This window comes from Mycobacterium sp. E3247, assembly GCF_001667785.1.
Classification (GTDB): Bacteria; Actinomycetota; Actinomycetes; order Mycobacteriales; family Mycobacteriaceae; genus Mycobacterium.
The window spans coordinates 41,076-61,836 of the sequence record NZ_LZJG01000537.1 but is presented as its reverse complement, the minus strand read 5'-3'; the positions used below and the strand labels follow the sequence as shown (position 1 = coordinate 61,836).

General features: G+C 67.0%; 16 protein-coding genes and 1 pseudogene. 6 read left to right on the top strand and 11 right to left on the bottom strand.

Features of this window, described 5'->3' with window-relative positions; genetic code table 11:
* Positions 1-26: 26 nt before the first annotated feature.
* From A9X04_RS27455 to A9X04_RS27445, 3 genes are read right to left on the bottom strand one after another with little or no spacing between them, the layout of a single operon-like run.
* Positions 27-1,127 (bottom strand): NAD(P)-dependent oxidoreductase, encoded by a 1,101-nt coding sequence (locus A9X04_RS27455; RefSeq protein ID WP_067927783.1) that lies wholly within the window; start codon positions 1,125-1,127, stop codon positions 27-29.
* On the bottom strand, positions 1,124-1,654 hold the full coding sequence (locus A9X04_RS27450) for a nuclear transport factor 2 family protein (protein WP_067927781.1): 531 nt from the start codon (positions 1,652-1,654) through the stop codon (positions 1,124-1,126). The genes A9X04_RS27455 and A9X04_RS27450 overlap by 4 nt, the downstream gene beginning before the upstream one ends.
* Before the next feature lie 57 nt (positions 1,655-1,711).
* Complete coding sequence (locus A9X04_RS27445) at positions 1,712-2,518, bottom strand: acyl-CoA thioesterase II (protein WP_067927778.1); 807 nt, start codon at positions 2,516-2,518, stop codon at positions 1,712-1,714.
* Positions 2,519-2,600: 82 nt separating this feature from the next.
* On the opposite strand from A9X04_RS27445, the gene A9X04_RS27440 reads away from it, so the two are divergent.
* The 4 genes and pseudogenes from A9X04_RS27440 (at position 2,601) to A9X04_RS27425 (ending at position 6,022) form a co-directional block, all read left to right on the top strand.
* Positions 2,601-2,978 carry a DUF1801 domain-containing protein gene (locus A9X04_RS27440; RefSeq protein WP_067927775.1) on the top strand — a complete coding sequence of 126 codons (378 nt, stop codon included), beginning with the start codon at positions 2,601-2,603 and terminating at the stop codon, positions 2,976-2,978.
* 80 nt (positions 2,979-3,058) lie between these two features.
* Entirely contained in the window at positions 3,059-4,288 is a 1,230-nt protein-coding gene (locus tag A9X04_RS27435; protein ID WP_067927772.1) for an acyl-CoA dehydrogenase family protein, read from the top strand.
* A gap of 12 nt (positions 4,289-4,300) precedes the next feature.
* The gene (locus tag A9X04_RS27430; protein WP_067927769.1) at positions 4,301-5,167 is read left to right on the top strand and encodes a hypothetical protein; all 867 of its coding nucleotides are present in this window, start codon (positions 4,301-4,303) and stop codon (positions 5,165-5,167) included.
* 63 nt (positions 5,168-5,230) lie between these two features.
* Positions 5,231-6,022, top strand: a pseudogene (locus tag A9X04_RS27425) (SDR family oxidoreductase).
* Here the strand turns inward: A9X04_RS27425 and A9X04_RS27420 are convergent.
* The 4 genes from A9X04_RS27420 to A9X04_RS27405 form a co-directional block, all read right to left on the bottom strand.
* Positions 6,006-8,921 (bottom strand): RND family transporter, encoded by a 2,916-nt coding sequence (locus A9X04_RS27420; protein WP_067927766.1) that lies wholly within the window; start codon positions 8,919-8,921, stop codon positions 6,006-6,008. The pseudogene A9X04_RS27425 and the gene A9X04_RS27420 sit on opposite strands and share 17 nt — an antisense overlap.
* A complete protein-coding gene (locus A9X04_RS27415) occupies positions 8,918-9,334 on the bottom strand; it encodes an MmpS family transport accessory protein (protein ID WP_067927820.1) in 417 nt (138 codons plus the stop codon). The genes A9X04_RS27420 and A9X04_RS27415 overlap by 4 nt, the downstream gene beginning before the upstream one ends.
* Positions 9,335-9,617: 283 nt before the next feature.
* Complete coding sequence (locus A9X04_RS27410; protein ID WP_067927762.1) at positions 9,618-10,238, bottom strand: TetR/AcrR family transcriptional regulator; 621 nt, start codon at positions 10,236-10,238, stop codon at positions 9,618-9,620.
* 139 nt (positions 10,239-10,377) lie between these two features.
* A complete protein-coding gene (locus tag A9X04_RS27405) occupies positions 10,378-11,307 on the bottom strand; it encodes an alpha/beta hydrolase (protein ID WP_067927758.1) in 930 nt (309 codons plus the stop codon).
* 140 nt (positions 11,308-11,447) lie between these two features.
* On the opposite strand from A9X04_RS27405, the gene A9X04_RS27400 reads away from it, so the two are divergent.
* A complete protein-coding gene (locus A9X04_RS27400; protein ID WP_369829028.1) occupies positions 11,448-12,815 on the top strand; it encodes an aldehyde dehydrogenase in 1,368 nt (455 codons plus the stop codon).
* Positions 12,816-12,847: 32 nt separating this feature from the next.
* Here A9X04_RS27400 and A9X04_RS27395 read toward each other — a convergent pair whose 3' ends face one another.
* From A9X04_RS27395 to eccE, 3 genes are all read right to left on the bottom strand, one after another.
* The gene (locus tag A9X04_RS27395; protein WP_067927755.1) at positions 12,848-14,434 is read right to left on the bottom strand and encodes a PPE domain-containing protein; all 1,587 of its coding nucleotides are present in this window, start codon (positions 14,432-14,434) and stop codon (positions 12,848-12,850) included.
* 387 nt (positions 14,435-14,821) lie between these two features.
* The gene (locus A9X04_RS27390) at positions 14,822-15,691 is read right to left on the bottom strand and encodes a DUF5336 domain-containing protein (RefSeq protein WP_255396504.1); all 870 of its coding nucleotides are present in this window, start codon (positions 15,689-15,691) and stop codon (positions 14,822-14,824) included.
* Between the two features lie 93 nt (positions 15,692-15,784).
* Entirely contained in the window at positions 15,785-17,416 is a 1,632-nt protein-coding gene (eccE, locus tag A9X04_RS27385; protein WP_231985835.1) for a type VII secretion protein EccE, read from the bottom strand.
* 192 nt (positions 17,417-17,608) lie between these two features.
* Here eccE and eccB point away from each other — a divergent pair, with 192 nt between their 5' ends.
* Positions 17,609-19,123, top strand: a complete 1,515-nt coding sequence (gene eccB, locus A9X04_RS27380) for a type VII secretion protein EccB (RefSeq protein WP_067927748.1) — start codon at positions 17,609-17,611, stop codon at positions 19,121-19,123.
* 61 nt (positions 19,124-19,184) lie between these two features.
* Here the strand turns inward: eccB and eccD are convergent, their stop codons facing one another.
* Positions 19,185-20,651, bottom strand: a complete 1,467-nt coding sequence (gene eccD, locus A9X04_RS27375) for a type VII secretion integral membrane protein EccD (protein ID WP_231985834.1) — start codon at positions 20,649-20,651, stop codon at positions 19,185-19,187.
* Positions 20,652-20,761 lie beyond the last annotated feature (110 nt).

Below are 20,761 nucleotides of genomic sequence, written 5' to 3'. Positions count from 1 at the left end.
CAACAGCTCTCGGTAATGATCGCTTGCTAGTCGGCGCCGGCTAGTGCCGCGGTGCCGTATTTCTTTTCGATCAGCGTCCAGGGGTCGGCGTAGGGACCGCGCCCCTCGAGCCGGCGCTGCACCATCAGGACGGTCCGCAGGACCGGCCGCAAGACCGGGCTCAGCAGCCGAACCACCATGCGCAGACGGCCCTGCGTCTCGGCGATCCAGGCCAGCGTCTGCGACCAGTCGTGCTCTTGGAAATCGAGCAGCGCCTGGGCTTCGGTGGTGTCATACCAGCCGGTGAAGCTCCAGCCGCGGTCGTCGGTCGGGTCGCCCGGCAGGCTGGCGGACGGGCCGAGGCGACCGAGGCCGATGGCTTCCATCAGGGCGTCCTCGATGTCGCGCTGAGTGAGGACATAGGACTCGTTGCCGCCGATGAGTATCACCTTGCCCGCGATGCCGGCTTGCCGGTCGACGCCGTTGGCGAAGGCCAGCGCCACATCGCGAGCATCGACCGCGTGCATGCGGTTGTCGCCGGGCATGGATCGCATCAGCAGCAGGGAGTCGCCGTTGACGGTGGTGTGCATATCCGGCGAGATGACCCCGCCCAGCCGGAAGAGCGCGTACGGCAGGCCGCTCGCGCGGATCGCCGCCTCCGCGAGCACCTTGTCCTGACCGTATTGATCGATGGGATTCACGGGGGTGTCCGGGGTGATCCGTTCGGGCTGACGGTACGGGTTGCGCGACCCGTACACCGCGGCGCTGGAGGCCATCAGGAACAACGGCGGGCGCGTGAGTGCGGCGCACGCTGCCAGGAGATTCTCGGTCCCACCCACATTCACCTTGCGTGCCAGCGCGGGTTTGCGATACGACAACGGGGACACGACCGCGGCGAGGTGGACGACCGCGTCGGGTTGACGGGTCATGACGAGGTCGCGCAGCGCCTCGGCGTCCAGCAGATCGGTGTAGGCCGGGATCAGCGTTCCGGGGTGGCGGGCGGCGGCCAGTTCTTTTTCGACGGCGACGGTGTTCTCGGTGCGCAGATCCAATGCGATCACGGTGCGTCCCCGGTCCAGCAGGATCTGCGTGCAGCGCTTGCCGATTTGCCCGAATGCGCCGGTGACCAGAACGGTGGAGGCGGTCATGGGTTCATCACCATATTCGCGACTCGGCCAATGGCCCGGCGGATTCGGTCGGAGATGTAGAGCGAAAACACCGGAGTGACGATATCCTCTCGCAGTCGAGTCAGCTTGGAGCTCTTGATGAACCATTGCCCGGCGATGTTCTCGTAGGTCTCGTGGTAGTGGCCGTAGCCGACCAGGGTCACGCCGGGGCCGAATCGGACGACGTCTTGCAGCGCCCACACCCCGCGCGCGGCCGTCTCCGAGGTGAGCGTGATCTCGGGGGCGTGCACCTGGTGGGCGGTGGCCTGCCCGGGCCGCCCGAGGGCCTTGCGCGTGAACGCCACGAACTCGTCCGCCCCCTCGATGACCTTGCCGCCGGCCTCGGCCGTGTCGCTGAGGAAGTCATCGGTGAAGATGGTGCGCCACCCCGCCCAGTCCTTGGTGTCGAGCAGCCGGCAGTAACGGGCCTTGAGCTGCTTGATGGATTCGATGGCCAGCAGCGTGGCGGTGTCCGCGTCGGTGACGCTGCGCTCCGCGCGCTCTGTCATGGCGGCTCGATTCTATGCGCCTCTGCAGTGACGTTTCCCCGGCGAAGTGTAAACCCTTCAGCCTTTGAAGTAGACGACCTGGTGCGTGGTGGCCAGCAGCACGCCATCGCGCGTCCACACCTGTGCGCTCTGGTCGAAGTAGCCGCGGCTGAAGCGGTTGGCGTGGGCGGTGCACAGGACGAAGTCGTCGCCTGAGCGGTCGAGTTCGTGCCGATCCGCGTGGAAGTACGTCGTCAGCGAGATCGTTCCGGACGGGATGATGGCGCCCCGCCGCAGGAACACCCGGGGGTAGAACGCGTCGCATAGCGCGGCGAGCGCCGGGTAGTCGACGGGGCGTTGCGCGCCGTCGCGCACCCACAGGGTGGTCGTCGACGAGGGGTTCGGTTGGCCGTCTTTGCCGGGCATGGGGCCTTCGACGTAGCGCATGTCGTAGAGGCTCGTCCAGCGCACCAGGCCCGGATCCGTGGCAGGAAGCTGCTCCGGGTCCGGTGCGCTCGGCGGGCGGCTTTCGGTGTCGCCCCAACCGTCGCGCCGGATCGCGAACAACGCGGTCGCCGTCGTCTTGACGTCTCCGTCCTGGGCGAGTTCGGCGATCCAGTGCTGGTTGGAGCGATTTGTGCGCGCGGCCCGCAGTGAGATGTCGAAGTCGCCGTCGGCGATCGGCGCGGCGTAGTTGACCGTCAACGCCAGCGGCTCGCCGAGGCGGTCGGGGTGTGACTCGACGGCGCGCAGCATCACGGCGGCGGTGATCCCGCCGAAGGGACCCACCATGTTGGCCCATTCCGGATGGGTCCGCCCGCGCCTGGTGTCGGCGTCGACGGTCTCGAGGCGGACGGCGTCGTCAAAGGGATGTGTATCGGTCATGCTGAGTACTGCAGACTACGGGCCGCCGACCCCGTCGCCGGAACGGGGCGGTCGAGCGACGACATCGCAAAGGTAAGCCAGGATGGCCGACTCCAAAGACGAATCTCCCGCTGAGCTGATCGACGCCAGGATCAAGGAGTTGGGGGATTGGCGCGGCGAGATGCTCGCCCGCATCAGGCAACTCGTCAAGGACGCCGACCCCGACGTGGTCGAGGAGTGGAAGTGGCGGGGCGTCCCGGTCTGGTACCACGACGGAATGATCTGCACCGGCGAGACCTACAAGAACGTCGTGAAGATGACCTTCGCCAAGGGGGCCTCGCTCGATGATCCCGCTGGCCTGTTCAACTCCAGTCTCGACGGCAACACCCGACGCGCGATCGATTTTCACGAGGGCGACGAGCTCGACGTGAAGGCGCTGACGGCGCTGATCCGCTCCGCGGTGGAGTTGAACCGGTCGTGAGGCGCCGACCTGTACAGCCGCGGCAGCGCTGCTGTACAGTCGCCCAGCACAAGGTCGACGCTCGAACGAGAGGTCATCCGGTGACGTCGGAGTCGGTCGAGGAATTCCGGGGCCGGGCCAAGGCGTGGCTGGCCGGCAACCTCCCGCGGCTTGATTCCGGCGACGCGATGGCTCTGCAACGCGACTCGCTCACCTCCTGGCAGCGCGCCCGCGAGCTGCAAAAAAGGCTGTACGACGGCGGATTCGCCGGCATCTGCTTCCCGCGCGAATACGGCGGGCTGGGCTTGGGCTACGAATACAAGAAAGCGTTCGACGCCGAGGCCCTGGCCTACGAGACCCCCTTGATGCTCAACGTTCCGTCGTTCGCCATCTGCTGCGCGACGATCCTGGACATGGGCAGCGAGGAGCAGAAGCGCACCCACATCGCGGCCGCACTGCGCGGCGACGAAGTGCTGGTGCAGCTGCTGTCGGAGCCCAGCGGGGGGTCGGATCTCGCGGGTGTGCTGACTCGCGCCGACCGCCGGGACGGGCGATGGATCATCAACGGCGCCAAAACATGGAGCACCTGGGCGTTCGCCGCCGACTACGGCCTGTGCCTGGCCCGCACCGACTGGAGCGTTCCGAAACACGAAGGGCTGACCATGTTCCTGGTGCTGCTTCGGCACCCCGGGGTCACGATCAACCGCATCAAGCAGGTCAACGGCTCCGTGGAGTTCTGCGAGGAATTCTTCGACGACGTCGACGTCGGTGACGACGCCGTGGTGGGGGAGCCGGGGAAAGGGTGGGACGTCGCCTCGCGCCAGCTCTACCACGAGCGCCGCAGCATGGGCGACGGATCGGAGTACACCAGCGGCCCGGGAATCGCTGAGGCGCAAGATATCTCGATCGACCTGCTCGCTCTGGTCGAGAAGACGAACCAGACCGGCAGCGAACGAGTCCGCGAATTGGTGGGCCGTGCCCTGGTCCATCGTGTCGTGCACGGGCAACTCAGCGAGCACGTCTTCCACGCCGTGACCAGCGGATCCCTCCCGCCCGCGGCGGGATCGATCATCCGGCTGTCCATGGCCGAGGTGCACGACGTCGAAAACGACACCGCGCTGGCCGTCGCGGGCCCCTCGGCCGTGATCGAGGACGAGGCGGGGCTGCTCGACATCGGCACCCGTTACCTGGGCCGGCAGATCGCCAGCATCGGAGGCGGGACCACCGAGATGGCTCGCAACGTCATCGGGGAGCGTGTCCTCAACTTTCCGCGTGAGTACGCCGCCGACCGCGGCGTGCCGTTCAACCAGGTGCGGCACGGAAAAGCCTGAGGGAGGCCGGAATTGGGCGACCAGCTTCGTGACATCCGGGAGTTGGCCGGAGACTCCGACGCCTATCGGGACGAACTGTACCGGCGCTGGACGGGGCTGCTCAGCTACCGCTACATCGGCCGCAAACACTCCTCGATGGACTTGGGCGAGGCCGACGACACGGTCACCATTCGCCGGGACATGCGCAACGAGGCCGGGGGAATCATGGTGGCGCCGTTGGCCATTTCCTCGCCGGAGGGTTGTCAGACCGACATGGTCGCGGTGCCCAACCCGGTCATCGCGTCCGTGCAGATCGTCGACCCCGGCTACGACGTCAGCCGAGTCGAGATCGTCGGCTCCGGCATCGTGCACCAGGGGCGCACCATGGGCTACGGGCGGTGCAAGATCGTCGACGCCGACAACCCGGACCGGGTGATCGCCTTCAACGAGGGGCAGGGGGCGATCATCGGCATCCCGCCGGAAGGCCTTGACCGGATGGATGTTTCGGGCACCGAACTGGTGGTCGAGGATTCGCCGGACCTGCCGCCGCTGTGGCAGGCGTTCGGGGCCAGCCGCCGCGACGACGGCCATTGGGTGCTGCCCGAGCTCAGCACCGAACTCGCATCCCCCGACGCCGCATTACACATCGGGCCGCAACACGTCGTCTTAGAAACCGCGGCTATCGACCTCGCCGCCGGCGTCGCCGGAACGCGGAAGCTCCAGGTGGTCAGCTGGCACGTCATGTTCATGTCGCGCGGCAAGGTGGGTCCCTTCCGCGTCGAGGGCACCGCGCATGCCGGCGCGCCGGGACGCGTCGGGGTGCGGATGCTGCTGCACGACGAGGGGAATGCCGACAAGGCCGTCACCTCCGCCGCGGCGATCTTCGACGTCGTGGGCTGACTCTGGCCATACACCGCCTGGGGTACGTATGGTGCTTGAGACTCACACGACAGGAGAATCGCAGTGGCAGAACGGCTGGCCGGGAAGGTCGCACTCATCAGCGGGGGTGCGCGGGGGATGGGGGCCTCGCACGTACGGGCGCTGGTCGGCGAGGGCGCCAAGGTGGTGTTCGGTGACATCCTCGACGACGAGGGTAAGGCGGTCGCGGCGGAGGTCGGTGACGCGACGCGTTACCTGCACCTCGACGTGACCAAGCCCGAGGATTGGGACGCGGCGGTGGCCACCGCCCTGAGCGAGTTCGGCCGCATCGACATCCTGGTCAACAACGCCGGCATCATCAACATCGGCACCTTCGAGGACTACGCCCTCTCGGAGTGGCAGCGGATCCTCGACATCAACCTGACGGGCGTCTTCCTCGGGATCCGCGCCGTGGTCAAACCCATGAAGGAAGCCGGCCGGGGCTCGATCATCAACATCTCCTCGATCGAGGGCATCGCCGGCACCATCGCCTGCCACGGCTACACCGCCACCAAGTTCGCCGTCCGCGGGCTGACCAAGTCGGCGGCCCTGGAACTCGGTCCCAGCGGGATCCGAGTGAACTCGATCCACCCCGGGCTCATCAAGACCCCGATGACCGAATGGGTACCCGAGGACATCTTCTAGACCGCGCTCGGGCGGATCGCCCAGCCCCAGGAGGTCTCCAACCTGGTCGTCTACCTGGCCAGCGATGAGTCCAGCTATTCGACCGGCTCGGAGTTCGTCGTCGACGGCGGCACCACCGCCGGCCTGGGCCACAAGGACTTCTCGGCGGTCGACACGGCCGATCAGCCGGACTGGGTTACCCAGCGGGACTGAGGGATTCGGTCTCCTGCGGCGCCTTCTCGTCGCTGGGCTTGGGCCACGGCGACGGTACCGGGCGCTGCCGCACCCGCTGCGGCCACCAGAACCACTTGCCCAGCAGCGCGGCGATCGACGGCGTCATCAGCGACCGGACGATCAGCGTGTCGAACAGCAGACCCAGCCCGATGGTGGTGCCGACCTGGCCGATGACCGTCAGCTCACTGACCGCCATCGTCATCATCGTGAAGGCGAACACCAGGCCGGCCGAAGTGACGACCGAGCCGGTCCCGCCCATCGACCGGATGATCCCGGTGTTCAGGCCGGCGTAGATCTCCTCCTTGAACCGCGCCACCAACAGCAGGTTGTAGTCCGCGCCGACGGCAAGCAGGATGATCACCGACATCGCGAGCACCATCCAGTGCAGCTCGATGCCGATGAGGTGCTGCCAGATCAACACCGACAGGCCGAACGACGCGCCCAGCGAAAGCAACACGGTGCCGACGATGACCGCCGACGCCACCACGCCGCGCGTGATGAGCAGCATGATGATGAAAATCAGGCACAGCGAAGAGATCCCGGCGATCAGCAAGTCATACGTGTTGCCGTCGCTGAGGTCCTTGTAGATCGACGCGGTCCCCGCCAGATAGATCTTCGAGCCCTCCAGGGGCGTGCCCTTCAGCGCTTCGTAGGCGGCCTTCTTGATGGCGGAAATGTGCGAAATGCCTTCCTGCGACATCGGATCGCCGTCATGGCTGATGATAAAGCGCACGGCATGGCCGTCGGGGGAGATGAAGTTCTTCATCCCCTTCTTGAACTCGGCGTTGTTGAAGGTCTCCGGCGGCAGGTAGAACGAGTCGTCGTTCTTGGACGCGTCGAACGCCTTGCCCATGGCATTGGAGTTCTTCTGCGCCTCGTTCTGCTGATCCTGCAGGCCCTTCTGGGTCGCATACATGGTCAGCATCGTCGTCTTCATGGCCTTCATGTTCTCGATCATCGACGGCATCAACGCCACCATCTGGGGCATCAGCGTGTCGAGGTGATCCATGATCGGCAGCAGGCTCTGGATGTCGTCTGTCATGATGTCGATGCCGTCCAGGCCGTCGAACACCGAACGCAATGACCAGCACACCGGGATGTCGTAGCAGTGCCGTTCCCAGTACAGGTAGCTGCGGATGGGCCGGAAGAAGTCCTCGAAATCGGCCATGTGCTGGCGCAATTCGTTGATGTCGATGGTCATGTCGTGCATCTTCTTGACCATCTGATGCATGTCGTTGGCCATCTGCGCGGTGATGCTCGACATCTTCTCCATGCTGTCGATGGTCGTCTGCATCATGTCGGCCTGGTGCAGCATGTCGGCCATCTGGTCTTCCTGGTACTTCTGGTTCATCTGCTGGGTGACGCCCTGCATGCTGATCTGGAACGGGATCGAGGTGTGCTCGATCGGCGTGCCCTGCGGTCGGGTGATGGCCTGCACGCGACCGATTCCCGGCACGCGGAACACCGTCTTGGCGATCTTGTCGATCACCAGGAAGTCCGCGGAGTTGCGCAGATCGTGGTCGCTTTCGATCATCAGCACTTCGGGATTCATCCGCGCCTGCGAGAAGTGCCGGTCAGCGGCCGCGTAGCCCTCGTTGGCGGGGAGATCGGCGGGCAGGTAGTTGCGGTCGTTGTAGTTGGTGCGGTAACCGGGCAGGGTCAGCAACCCGATGAGCGCGATCCCGATGGTCAGCACCAGGATCGGGCCGGGCCACCGGACCACGAGCGCGCCGATCTTGCGCCACCCGCGAATGCGCTGGCTGCGTCGGGGCTCGAGCGTCCGACGGAAGCGCGTCGCCACCGAAATGACCGCGGGACCGAGCGTCAACGCCGCCGCCACGACCACCACCATGCCGATGGCCAGCGGGATACCCAGCGTCTGGAAATAGGGCAGGTTCGTGAAGTGCAGGCAGAAGGTCGCACCGGCGATCGTCAGGCCCGACCCGAGCACCACGTGCGCGGTGCCCTTGTACATGGTGTAGTACGCGTCTTCGCGTGACTCGCCGACGGCACGGGCCTCCTGATATCGGCCGATCAAGAAGATCGCGTAGTCGGTGGCGGCCGCGATCGCCAACGTGACCAAGAGGTTGGTGGCGAACGTCGAGAGGCCAATGATCTTGTAGTAACCCAGGAAAGCGACCATTCCGCGCGCGGCCGAGAGCTCGAGGACCACCATCACCAGCGTGAGTAAGACGGTGACGACGGACCGATAGACCAACAGCAGCATCCCGATGATGACCGTGAACGTGGCCGCGGTGATGAGCTGCAGGCTGCGGTCGCCGGCCGTGTGCTGGTCGGCCGACAGGGCCGCGGGCCCGGTGACGTAGGCCTTCACCCCTTTGGGTGGGGTGAGGCTTTTGACGATGTTTTGGACCGACTCGACCGACTCGTTCGCCAGGGCTTCGCCCTGGTTACCCGCCAGATACACCTGGACGTAGGCGGCCTTACCGTCGTTGCTCTGAGCACCAGCCCCGGTCAGTGGATCGCTCCACATATCCTGCACGTGCTCAACGTGTTTGGTGTCGGCGTCGAGCTTCTTGACCATCTGGTCGTAGTAGGCATGCGCGTCCGCGCCGAGCGGATTTTGGCCCTCGAGCACGATCATGACCGAGCTGTTGGACTTGTACTCGTTGAAGATCGCGCCCATTCGCTTGGTCGCGACGACCGATTGCGCATCGTCGGGAGTCATCTCCACCGAGCGCATCTTCCCGACCTCGTCCAACTGCGGGACGACGACGTTGAGCACCGCGATCAGCGCGATCCAGCCGATGATGATGGGCACCGCGAAGGTTCGAATGATTCGCGGAATCTTTTCCCGCACCGGTTCTTGGGCGACGGGGATGGTGTCGGTGCGGGCGTCGTCAAGGTGTGTGCTCATGCGGATTTCACCATGCAGAAGGTCAGGGCGTGCACGCGGTTGGTCATGTTCTCGGCCTTGACTTCGTCGTCGATGGTGATGCGACAACCGAGGGAATCACCGTCGCTTTGCGCCGAGAGGTTGGGGAAGACGGAGGGGGCGGTCGTGCTGAGCACCAGCGTCCAGGGCAATGGCGCGCCGTCGACCCGCTTGGGGTCGGCGGACAGGTCCAAGTAGTTCACGTTGGCGGTGCGGGCCGAGCCGAAGACCTCGTACTTGACCACTTTGGGCTTGAACGGCTTGGAATCATCCAGTCGCGGGCTGGTCATGATGCCGGTGTCGTGGGCACCGAAGAAAGACTTGACCCGGGCCACGGCAAAGCCGCCGACCACCAGGACCGCGACGATCAGCAGGGGCAGCCATGCATTGCGCAAACCCTTGGATTTCTGCACCTGAGGGATTCCTCCTCATCATCCGATCATGATGTGGCTAGTTGTGCGCGACGACTGACGGTGCACCGCAACGGTTTCGACGGCGACCAGGGTCTACGAAAGTTCGACGGTCTCAGGGCAACGGCATCCCGAGAACACCGGCCGTCGCCCCCAGTGCCGACACGTGCCATGTGATGCGAAGGCGTTCTCGAGTACCGCAGAGAGAGCATAGTACATACTGTGCATATGTTGCACACCATGCAACAATTGCTTTCAGTGTTTCAAATCACTCGGTGAAGATGCTGTTGACCAGCGCGGCGGCCCGCTCGACGTGCGGCATCGGCGTGTCGTCGTCGTCACCCGCCTCGCCCTTCGACCAGCGCTCGATACCCGAACGCACCGCGGTCAGGGCCAGTGCGGCGATCAACGCGACGATCTCGTCGTCCGGCCGCATGCCCTGGCGGCGGGCGACCACGTCGGTCAAGTGAGTCTGGAACCGCTCCAGATCGGCGAGAAACGCGGCCAAGACCGCCGGCGAGGTCTTGGCGAGTTCCAGCATGTGGGCCGCGTGTTCGCGCCGCGGAGGCACGTCGCGAAGGTGGTGCGCGGCCAGCGTGATCAGTTCCGCCAGCACCACCGAATAGGGGGCCGGACCTGCGGCGACGAAATCCGCCACCAGCTCGGGGGGGATGTCCGAGGGGCCGTAGGCGAGTGCGGACTCTTTGTTGGGGAAGTAGTTGAAGAACGTGCGCGTCGATATGCCGGCTGCGGCGCAGATCTCGTCGATCGTGACCTTGTCGTATCCGCGTTCCAGCGTCAGGCGCACCGCGGCGTCGCGGATGTCAGCGCTGGTTTGGCGGCGACGGCGCTCACGCAGACCCATCTGGTTGACGACCACGGCCTCCATAGTTGCACATTCTGCACACTTTGCAGTCAAAATGCGCGGCCTCGGTCATCTCGCCGCTTGGAGAGGCCCCGCCGCCCGCGGCATGCCGACGCAAGATCCGTTCGGGGACAGGCCGATTCAGCCACTGCGGCGCCGGGTGTCAGGCCGCCGATTCGGCCAGGGCGCCCCGAAGGTGCTCGCACTGGCTGGCGAAGAACTTCACCGACACCGGCGCCTTGTCCACGATCTGGTCGAACGCGTGGAAGGCGCCCGGGGCGATCTCTTCGTGCACCGCAACACCCGCCTGGCGCAGGCGCCGCGCGTACTCCAGGCACTCCTCATAGAACAGGTCCAGTGTGCCGACCCCGATCCACGCCGGCGGCAGGCCGGACAGATCTTCGCGTCGTGCCGGAACGGCTTCTTGGGGGTCGGCGCCGTCGAGGTACCAGCGCCAGGCCAGCTGGTTGTCGGTCCCGGTCCACATGATGCGCTTCTGGCCGCGCTGGCCCGCGCCGGTCCGATCATCGAGCATGGGATACACCAGCATTTGGAACGCGAGCTTGACGTCGCCGCGGTCGTGAGCCCGCTGCGCCAGTGCCGCCGCGAAATGCCCACCGGCACTGGCGCCACCCACGGCGATCCGGTTCGGGTCGACCCAGGGCTGGCGCGCGAGCCACAGCAGCGCCGCGTAGCAGTCTTCGAGCGGGGCCGGATACGGGTGCTCGGGGGCGAGGCGGTGTTCGACGGCAGTGACCGCCACCCCCGTGCGGTGGGCCAGCTTGCGAAGGTATTTGTCGTCCTGGGCGGCATGGCCCATGACGGTGCCGCCGCCATGGACCCACAACAGTGCAGGCGCCCGGTCGCGGGCATGGCCGGGACGATGCAGGCGAACCGTCACGTTCTCGTTGACCGTCGCCTCCGGCACGTCGCGCAGCCGCCCCGTGGTACCGAAGACGTTCATGATCGCCCGCTGAACCTTGAGCCCCCGGTGCAGGGCATAGCCGTGCGGCAGGAACCGGGCAACCCTCCGAAGACCTGGATCAACCGCCTGCCGCGCGACAAAGGCGTTGTCGGGGAACCTGTTTGCCATCGATGCCCTCGATCCGTTTCGTCGGCGGACACGCTGACCATACAGGGTCAGGATTGTGTCTCGGGGCATCTTCGCCCCGCTGAGCTGCGACGCTTTGCCGGCGGCTGATTGGTCGGCCAGGGGACAGGGTATCCGCAGGCGTGGCTTCGACCCTTACCAAGATCATCAGCGTCCTGGATCCGCGCACCGGCGATACCGTCACGCAGGTGCCGATCACCGAGCCGGCCGACTGTGACGAAGCGGTCAGGCGCGCCGCGGCCGCCGCCGGTGCGTGGGCCCGCACCCCGCCGGCCGAACGGGCGGCCGCGATCGCCGCCGCGGCGGCCGACGTCAGCGCCGCGGCTGAGGAGCTCGCCGAACTCAATGAGCGGGAAACGGGCAAGTTGCGTGACGATGCACGCGGCGGCGTGGACGCCGGCGTCGGCGCGCTGTTGCAGTATGCCCAACTCGGGCCGATGCATCGTGGGCACGCACTGCAGGGCGGATGGTCCGCAACCGATCTGATGGTTCCGCAGCCGCGCGGCGTGGTCGCGGTGATCACCCCGTGGAACGATCCCGTCGCGGTGGCGGCCGGCCTGCTCGGCGCGGCGCTCGTGGCCGGCAATACCGTGGTGCACAAGCCCAGCGAAGGTTCCCCGCAGACTGGCCGGCGCTTCGCCGAACTGTTGGCCGCCCGGCTCCCCGAGGGTGTGCTCGAGATCGTGGACGGCGACCAGACGGTCGGGGAACACCTGGCTGCCGCGGAGTTGGTCGATGTCGTCGCGCACGTGGGCAGCAGCGCGACCGGCCGACAGATCGCGCGGGCCTGCGCCGAACGCGGCGCCAAAGCGCTCCTCGAGAATGGCGGCAACGACGCCTTGATCGTCGACGCCGACGTGGACGCGGCCTGGGCGGCTGGGCAAACCGCGCTGGGCGCCTTCGCCAACGCCGGACAGATCGGCGTCTCGGTGGAGCGGGTGTTTGTCGTGCAGTCGATCGCGGACGCGTTCCTCAATGCGTTGATCGACGAGGCGATTTCGTGGGCCGACCGCATCGGGCCCCTGGTCGATACCCGTCACCGCGAGCACGTGCACGCGCACGTCGAAGACGCGACGCGCGCCGGGGCCCACGTTCTGGTCGGCGGCGAGCCGCGACCCGGCCCGGGCTCCTTTTATCCGCCCACGGTGTTGACCGACTGCACGCCCGACATGCTGATCATGCGCGAGGAGACGTTCGGCCCGGTGGCGCCGGTGCGGGTGGTGCCGGACTTCGCCGCCGCGCTGACGGAAGCCGCCGACGACCGCTACGGCCTGGCCGCCACCGTGCTGACGGGCAACATGGCGCATGCCCAAGAAGCCTGGCGCAGCCTTCCGGTGGGCACGGTGAAGGTCAACGCCGTATTCGGCGGAGCGCCCGGTGGCGCGGCCGAACCCCGGCGGGCCAGCGGTACGGGCTTCGGCTTCGGGCCCGAACTTCTCGACGAGATGACCGCGATGAAGGTGGTGCACTGGTCGGCGCCCGGAAACTGATCGGTAGCAGTTGAATCCGCGGAGGTTTTGCCTCAGTCGGACCCGGCTTTCCAGTTGCCGGGCAGCATGGGGGCGGTCACTCCGCCGCCGAATCTGTCGACGGCCAGCCTGGTCAATCCGGCGGCGCCCAGCTGACCCGCCCCGTCGTGCGAGACGGTCACGGAAGCCAGGGGCGCTTTGCTCGCGTCAGTCAATTCTGGTTCGGGGTCGAGGAATTCGTAACGGTAAGCGCGGTGTGTGCGGCCAGGTGCGGCTCGTCGACGCCGCCGCAGCTGCTGCGGCTCTGCAGTCTTGGCCGGCGCGGTCGCCTCAGTCCCGACGGCGGCCACGGCCGCGTTTCGCGCCCTGCCCGCAACGTCGGCGTCGGACCCGGTGCCAAGCGCACCCACCAGGTACGGCGATACGAAATGCTCTGTGCTCATGGCACTTTCCGGCCCCACGACCAAGGGGGGCGGCCCGGGTGGGGCGGCCGACGCAGCCGCAGCGGCCGGTGTGGGTGTCGGCACCGGGGCGGATGTGTGCAACGGGGCGGGACCGACCGCCGGTGCGGTGGCTACCGCAGGAGACGGAGGCGCCTGGGTGAAAGGAAACGTATTGGCCGGCAGGGGGATCGGAGCTGACGCGGGGACGGGCGTCGTCGCAGCGAGGCCCGCCAGCCCCGCCAAGCCGGCCGATGCTCCGGCGGGAAGCACCACGACCGGGGCCACCAGCCCAAGGGTATAGACCGGGTTGCTCAGGAAGAAACTCAGCAATCCAGCCGGGTTGAACAGCAGAAGGTTGATCAGCACGAGCGTTCGGTGAATCACGAACTGCAGAGCGAGCATCACGATGGTCTCGAGCAGCTGCTCCGGGTTGTGCGCATACATGGGAATCAAGGTCTCCACGCGCGAGAGGAACATCGACAGGCTCGGGTGCATCGACCAGCCTTGCGGCGAAAAGGGATTGAACGGAAACAGCGCTTCGAGCCACTCCTGCAGATTTTGGGGGAGTGAGGTTCCCGTGATGTAGGGGTTGCCGCCGCTCATCCCCGAGCCACCGCTCATTCCGGAACCGGAATCCATGCTGCCGGTGCCCATGTCCGCGTGCACAATTTGCGGGGCCGCCGTGGCGCGCGGGGCCGCGGCAACCGCCGCCGTGGACACCGCCTGGTAGGTGCTCATGGTCGTGGCGGCCTGAACCCACATTCGCGAGTAGTCGGCCTCGTTCAGCGCGATCGGAATCGTGTTGACGCCGAAGAAGTTGGTCGCCACCAGCACGGCATGCATGGCGTGGTTGGCGGCTAGCTCACCCGGTGTCGGCATCGCTGCCAACGCCGCGGTGTATGCCGTCGCGGCCGCCTCGTGTTGGGCGGCCATCCCGGCGCTGTCGGCGCTGGACTGCAGCAGCCAGCCGAGGTACGGCACGTGGGCGGCCACGTATCGCGCGCCGCTTGGCCCGTCCCACGCGCCGGCCTGGACCGCACCGAGGAGCGCGTCGAGGTCACCGGCGACCGCGGCATACTCGGCGCTCAACGAGTTCCAGGCGCCGGCCGCGGCCAGCAGCGGCCTGGGTCCCGGACCGCTGAACAACAGCGTCGAATGGACCTCCGGCTCGAAGGCGATCCAGATCGGTGCCGTCATCGCCGGTTCGTCGATCCCTGCCGCGGTCGCCGGCCAGGGTTGTCAGGGAGAGAAGTCAGCGCTGGGTCCTTTCGGCCGAGACAAACCGTCATGCCCGAAGCCGCTCGATGCACGCGGTCCCGGGGCCGCCGGCGAGCCGGTCTGCAGGCAGATCGTAGGCCGATATCGTTACTCGAATACGGTGTATGCCCTGTGATATTCCTGTATATGCGGAACAAAACGGCAGATATATCCGCATCCTGATCATCTGGCGGTGCCGGGCTGCGGCAGCATCACACAGTGAAACGGGGCGCGTGGCGGGAACCGGGCGAGGTCGGACGGCGCGAATGAAAGGTCGCGATTAAGGCACTCCGGTTTTGTCTGAGCCGATCCGCCGGCCGTAGCTGCTTACGGTGCAGCGGACGGTGGCCAAGTTCGCTGGGTGTCCTCCTCGGCCGCGCCGGCGGGCGCGCAAGACGACGCGGCGCTGGGCAGGCCGGTATGTATTGCGAACGGGCCGTGCGGTACTGGGGAATCCGACGGTACGGGTTGACCGTATTCGGCTGGTGACCACGCGGATCCACCGTGCATCGTGCGCCCGGCGCCGGCGGGATTGGCAGAGCTGCTCTGCTGTGACATCGCCCCTACCGGATCCGGTGCGGCCAATCGTTCGTCCGCCAAAGGTTGGCCAGGGGCCGAAGCAGGGTGCTCGGCCGAACGCTGGGCGTCGGCGCTCGATTGGGCAGACTGCGGTGACGGCATGGGCGCCGACGGCGCCTGCGCGCTGTAGTACCGCGCGAGCTGGTTGTGGTAGTCGACGTACGCTTCATAGCCGGCGTAACCGGCGGCTGTGCCGGCGCGCCGGCGTAACAACGCGGCCACCGCGGCGGTGGCCTGCGCGCTGTTGAGCACCGCCATGACGATAAGTGGCCATCCTCGGTCCGTCCCCAGAACACTCGACGAGAGCGCATCGAGGAACCCCATTGCGGCCAATGCTGCGACCGCAAGTTCGTGCGGCTCCTGCCGCGGCAACAGCGCGAATCCGGCGCCCAGTGCCGCCAACGATGCGAACCGCACACTCCATCCGTCGGCTCCGCCGCCGTGGACCACGGGGCTGAAGCTGAGGAGGTAGGCGGCCAGCCCAAGGACCGCCACAACCAGGAAAAGTCGGCGCTGCGACCGGGTTTCAGTGCCGGACTGGCCGATGCTTCCAGCGCTTGGCCGGGTGGCGGGCCGATAGGACGTGCGATCCTGAGTAGTACCACGCGAATAGACCACGGTCACTCCCGCGCTTTGGGAATTCGTTGCCGTTGACTGCGGGTCCACGCTAGCGCACCAGCCCCGGTGCAGCCAGGTGGCCAGGATGCGGGCTCAGTCGCTGTCGCTGTCGGCGGTGTCGAGGTAGCGCATCTCCTCATCGGTGGCCACCATGGTCACCACTGCCGAACCTGCGCGGGTGTGTACCTCGACGACGGCATCCTCCACGGAGATCAAGTCAAGGGTGACATCAGCGGTCGAGGACGTGAGCGACGGCGTCGGCGGGGCGACCGTCATGCTGGTCACCCCCGCCCGTACCGTCCGCTCAGCCACCCCGTCGAACATCTCGACGGTGTAGTCGCGGTTGGCCCCGGCTTGCATTGTGCCGCGGTCGAAGTCTGTGACCCACAACAGATCGGGGCAGTCGACCTCGTCCACCATGTGCCGCCACCGGCCGGGCCTCCCGCTGTGCACCAGCACTCGCGCGCCCAATGCCAGCGACCGCAGTACCACCTGCTGCGCGAGGTGAAGCGTGCCGCGAATCTCGACGCGACTGATCTGCGGCCCGAACAGCGGCACCGCCACCGCGCGGCCCTGCTTGTCGGCGCCGATGACCTGACCGCACCCCGATGCCGGCACCGCCAGCCCAGCCGCGTCGCAGTTCGCGGCGTCGACCCAATGCCCCGTCGAGCGGGCCGGTTGCGAAACCGGGAGGCTGGCGGTGAGGGCGGAGAACTGTAACCCCCGCAAGTGGATCAGACCGGCGTGGCGGACAAGTGGTTGCGCGGCATCACCGTCGAAACGGACCAAGCCGCGAATCATCACCTGCTCCCGCGCGGTTCCTGCGCGCAATGAAAGGCAAACCGTCGTCGAGTAACTGGAAACGGTCCACGGCATTGCCAGGCCCCCGGTGTTCAGCGAATCAGGCGCGACGGCGAAGCTGGTCAGCCGGAAATGCCCATCGCGGCACATGTCTCGCGTTTCCTCGACCGTGGTCAGGTTGACCCCGTCGCCGAGCTGATTGGTGGCGCGTGCGATCCCGCTGGCGTTGAGGATGTGCGGTCGCAGACCTGCCTCGACCAGCCGACGCGCCACCCGGCGGGTGGCGGTGGTGGCGGTGCGCAGAATGCCTTCCCGGCCGCCGCCGCGGCGGCGCACTGCGTCGGCGCACCGCGACGGATCGAGACGCACCACGACGAAGACGCTGCGCTGCGCGATGGCGGGCAAGGGGCCCAATGTCGCGTCGTAGATCGCGGCCACGCGGGTGTGGCCGTACGAGCGGGCCCCCTGGCTGATGATGTCGATAGCGGCCACGGTGATGTCTGACTGGCGCAGGCAGTCGGCCAGCAAGCCCACTGGCACCATCTCGCCCGACACCGTCATACCCGGTTCCAGGACGGTCATCTCCCGCGGGTTGTCCTCAATCTTCAGCACCGACAGTAATGTGGCACCGTCCCAGCGGAATCCGATCTGCTCGTCTTCGCCGGTCTGGACGTCGAACGGATCGGCGACCACGGGTTTGCGCGCGCGAAGGCCACGGTCGGCGACGTATCCGGCGTGATGGGCGATCCGGGCGGGCAGCGTGTCGCCGCGCACCGGCGCCACGATTGCGCAGCCCAGCGCTAGACCTGCGGCCGCGCCCCACCACCCCGACACGTCCAGCCATGCCGCGGTCAGCATGCCGGCGGCAACCGAAACCTCCGCCGTGAGCAATTCACTCAGCGGTAACCAGCGCTGCACCCTCACGTCACTCCCGCTGGTGCGCGGGCCGTAGTCTGGCGACGCTCCCGTGATCGTCTGCGACGCGAGCTGCCTCCCAGAGGACACTGTTGACCTCCTGTTCGCTGCGAAGAAGCAACGGCCGCACCATGTTTAACCTGATCGTGCTATACCGTACCGTCGCAAGGCAGCCTGCCAGACGGTGACGGGGGAGGGGCGATGCCAGCGCAAGTTACCACGCGCGCGCAGGTCAACGGATACCGATTTTTGATCCGGCGCCTTGAACACGCGCTGATCCGCGGCGACTCGCGAATGATCCACGACCCGATGCGCGGCCAGATACGCGCCCTTCTGGTCGGTCTGTTCACGGCGGTACTCGTCACCGGCGCGTGCGCGGTGCTCGCCTTCTTCAAACCGGCGCCGAACTTCGGCGACGCAACGATCTTGCTCAGCAAGTCGAGCGGTGCGCTGTTCGTCCGCATCGGCGGCCGGCTGCACCCGGTGCTCAATCTCGCCTCGGCGCGGCTGATCGTGGGGAAGAACGACAAGCCGAAAGAAGTCGACGACAAGTTCCTCAACGTGTTACCCCGCGGCTCGATGGTCGGCATCGTCGGCGCGCCGACCAGCATCCGTGGCGGCGCCGACATGACCACCTCATCGTGGACCGTCTGCGACACCGTGCAGTCTCCCGCGGTGACTGAACCGACCGGCGCGGCCACCGTGGACACCACGGTGTTGGCCGTTTCCCCGGTACTCGGCGGCAACGTCCGCGCGGCTGACCCCGCGCAGGCGATCCTGACTGCCGTCGGCGGCACCAGCTACCTCATCTACGACGGCGTCCGCGCGCCGATCGACCTGTCAAACCCTGCTGTGCTCAATGGACTTCACCTGCAGGGCGCGCCGACACGTCCGATCTCGCGCGGGTTACTCAACGCGTTCCCGATGGTCGAACCGATCGCCCCGGTCGCCATCGACGGGATCGGCGAGGCCAGCGCGGCGCTGGGGCCGGGATATCCGGTCGGCTCCATTGTCAAGACCGTCGACTCCCGCGGCGAACAACGCTATGTCGTGCTGCGTGAAGGAGTGCAGCCCGTCTCGGCCGCCACCGCCGACATCATTCGCTACGGCGAACCCGACACCGCCGAGGTATCCACGCGCGACGCACGGGTGATCGCCCCTGCTGTGGTGGCGGCGGCACCGGTCGTGCATCGGCTGCCGGTCGACCGTTACCCCTCGGTTTCGCCGCAGATCCTGCCGGTTGACCCGGATCGGGTGGTCTGCATGGCCTGGCAACGACCCAATACCGCTGCGCTGGCGGCAATTAGGTTATTGGTCGGGCACCGGTTGCCTATGCCCGACGGCGCTCAGAGCGTAACGTTGGCCGGCGCTGGTAACGACGGCGCCCATGCCGGCGACGTCTATTTGCCGCCGGGCAGCGGGGAGTATGTGCAGGCGACGGGCGGTGAGCCCGACAGCCACCGGGTTGGCCAGCTCTACTACATCTCCGACACCGGAGTGCGGTATCACATCAAAGACGCTCAGTCCGCAGAGGCGCTCGGCGTGACCGGTGTGAAGGCGCCCGATCAACCGGCCGATGCGCCTCAACTCGCACCCTGGCCGGCCCTGTCGCTGCTGCCGTCGGGTCCTGAGCTGTCGCAGGAGGCGGCCTTGATCGCACATGACGGCGTAGCGGCTGACCCTCACAGCGTGAAGGTCCAGCCGCCGGGCCGCTGACAGCCACCGGCGACCGTGTGCGCTTTGGGGCAGCGGGCCTGTCACCTGACTTTGCGGCCAGTCAGACCCGCAGCTCCCGAAAGAACGCGTACAACCGAATAATCCAGAACAGCAGTGGAAACAGCGACCCCACGGCCAGGTATTCCAGGATCTCGACCTGGCGACGCAATACGGGGGAGAACTCCAACCGCGGGGCGACCAGTCCGCAAAATCCGGCCAGGGCCATCAGCGCGATCAGCGCGACAGTGGCGACCGACTGTTGGCCGGGCAGGTCGACCGCGGATTTGACGATGACTGCGATGGCAATCATTAGCCCAGCGCCGACGAGCGTTGCCGACTGCACCGCGTTGTGGTGCCCGCGCCCACGCAGGCATAACACCGCGGCCACCAGGATCGCGAAAATGGTTTCCTGCCTGAAGGTTTCGCTACCCGCATCGAGGGTCAGATAGCAGCCGACGACCGCCGTCAGCGCGGCCGCGATCAGGATCCCCGTGAGGTACTGGCTGGCCCGGCCGACTCGGGCGAGCATGTCGGCCTCGGTGGGAATCACCTGCTTGCCGACCGCGTCCACACCCTCCACGGTGGGCGCTCCCTGGGTTTCGATGTCGTCGAGCGGCTCGCCGGCGGTAGGCACCCGCGGAATCGGTAGCCGCGAAACCAGGATCGCTGTCCGCGGCGCCAAGTAGACGACGACGACCGACACCGTGGTCAGCACCGCGCCCACCGTGTGCACCGGCGGCTGCCACAGCAGCCAGGCGCACGCAGCGGTGCCCGCCAATGCGGCCGCGGTGATCACCGCGGTGTGCAGCACGCGTCCTGTCGCGGAAACCAGCAACACCACAACAGACCCCAGCGCGCTGAGCGCGCAAGCCATCGGTAGGGAAGTGGCGCCAAACCCGCCCGGCACCACGTACAACGCCCCAGCGAACAGCAGCGGCAACGCCACCGCGGCGACCCACCCGGACAGCTGCGACGTAGCCGCGCGCACGCCGAGCACGCAAGCGAACATCATGGCCGCCGCTCCCAGACCCAACGCCGCGACCGGCACCCACCGCTGATCGGTCCAGCCCGATACCAGAGCGGCCAGCGTCAGGGCGGCCGTTAGGGCGACGCCAAACCAGTGGCGCGCCTCCATATCGCCGGTCGTCCAAAGATGTAGCGCCGGTGAATTTTTGGTGGCCGTTTCGTCGACGTCATCGAACAGCAGCGTGGCCACCGGTCGCTTCGTCTCAGCGAGCATCAAAAGGTCGCCGTCATAGACCCCCGCCTGGTCGAGCGAGCGCTGCGGATCGATCGGTTCGCGACCCAGCGGCGCCAGCGTCCAGCCGTCCGCGGTGTCGAACCGCACCTCGACGGCCGGCGCGCGGGCAGCGAGCTGCTCGTTGGCGATGTCGATCACGTCGTCGATGAAGGCGGCGATGGGGACATGGGCGGGCAGCCCGACGTCGAGACTGATAGTCGCTACCAGCAACGTCAGCCGGCTCAGCTCGGGTTCGGACTGGCTATCCGGATCGAGGTCAGACAGCAATGGCGGTAGAGTCAAACCCCGTCGGCCTCCTGGGAATTGGGGCGGGTTGACGCTGACAATACCTACCAAGACCGGCCGCCGTCCCGGTGCCGGGTTGGGGAACTGTCGGG

Excerpts from the sequence above, each read along its gene's own strand:
- A9X04_RS27455 (WP_067927783.1), bottom strand. The coding sequence starts at position 1,127 with ATGACCGCCTCCACCGTTCTGGTCACCGGCGCATTCGGGCAAATCGGC.
- A9X04_RS27450 (WP_067927781.1), bottom strand. The coding sequence starts at position 1,654 with ATGACAGAGCGCGCGGAGCGCAGCGTCACCGACGCGGACACCGCCACG.
- A9X04_RS27445 (WP_067927778.1), bottom strand. The coding sequence starts at position 2,518 with ATGACCGATACACATCCCTTTGACGACGCCGTCCGCCTCGAGACCGTC.
- A9X04_RS27440 (WP_067927775.1), top strand. The coding sequence starts at position 2,601 with ATGGCCGACTCCAAAGACGAATCTCCCGCTGAGCTGATCGACGCCAGG.
- A9X04_RS27420 (WP_067927766.1), bottom strand. The coding sequence starts at position 8,921 with ATGAGCACACACCTTGACGACGCCCGCACCGACACCATCCCCGTCGCC.
- A9X04_RS27410 (WP_067927762.1), bottom strand. The coding sequence starts at position 10,238 with ATGGAGGCCGTGGTCGTCAACCAGATGGGTCTGCGTGAGCGCCGTCGC.
- A9X04_RS27405 (WP_067927758.1), bottom strand. The coding sequence starts at position 11,307 with ATGGCAAACAGGTTCCCCGACAACGCCTTTGTCGCGCGGCAGGCGGTT.
- A9X04_RS27395 (WP_067927755.1), bottom strand. The coding sequence starts at position 14,434 with ATGACGGCACCGATCTGGATCGCCTTCGAGCCGGAGGTCCATTCGACG.
- eccB (WP_067927748.1), top strand. The coding sequence starts at position 17,609 with ATGCCAGCGCAAGTTACCACGCGCGCGCAGGTCAACGGATACCGATTT.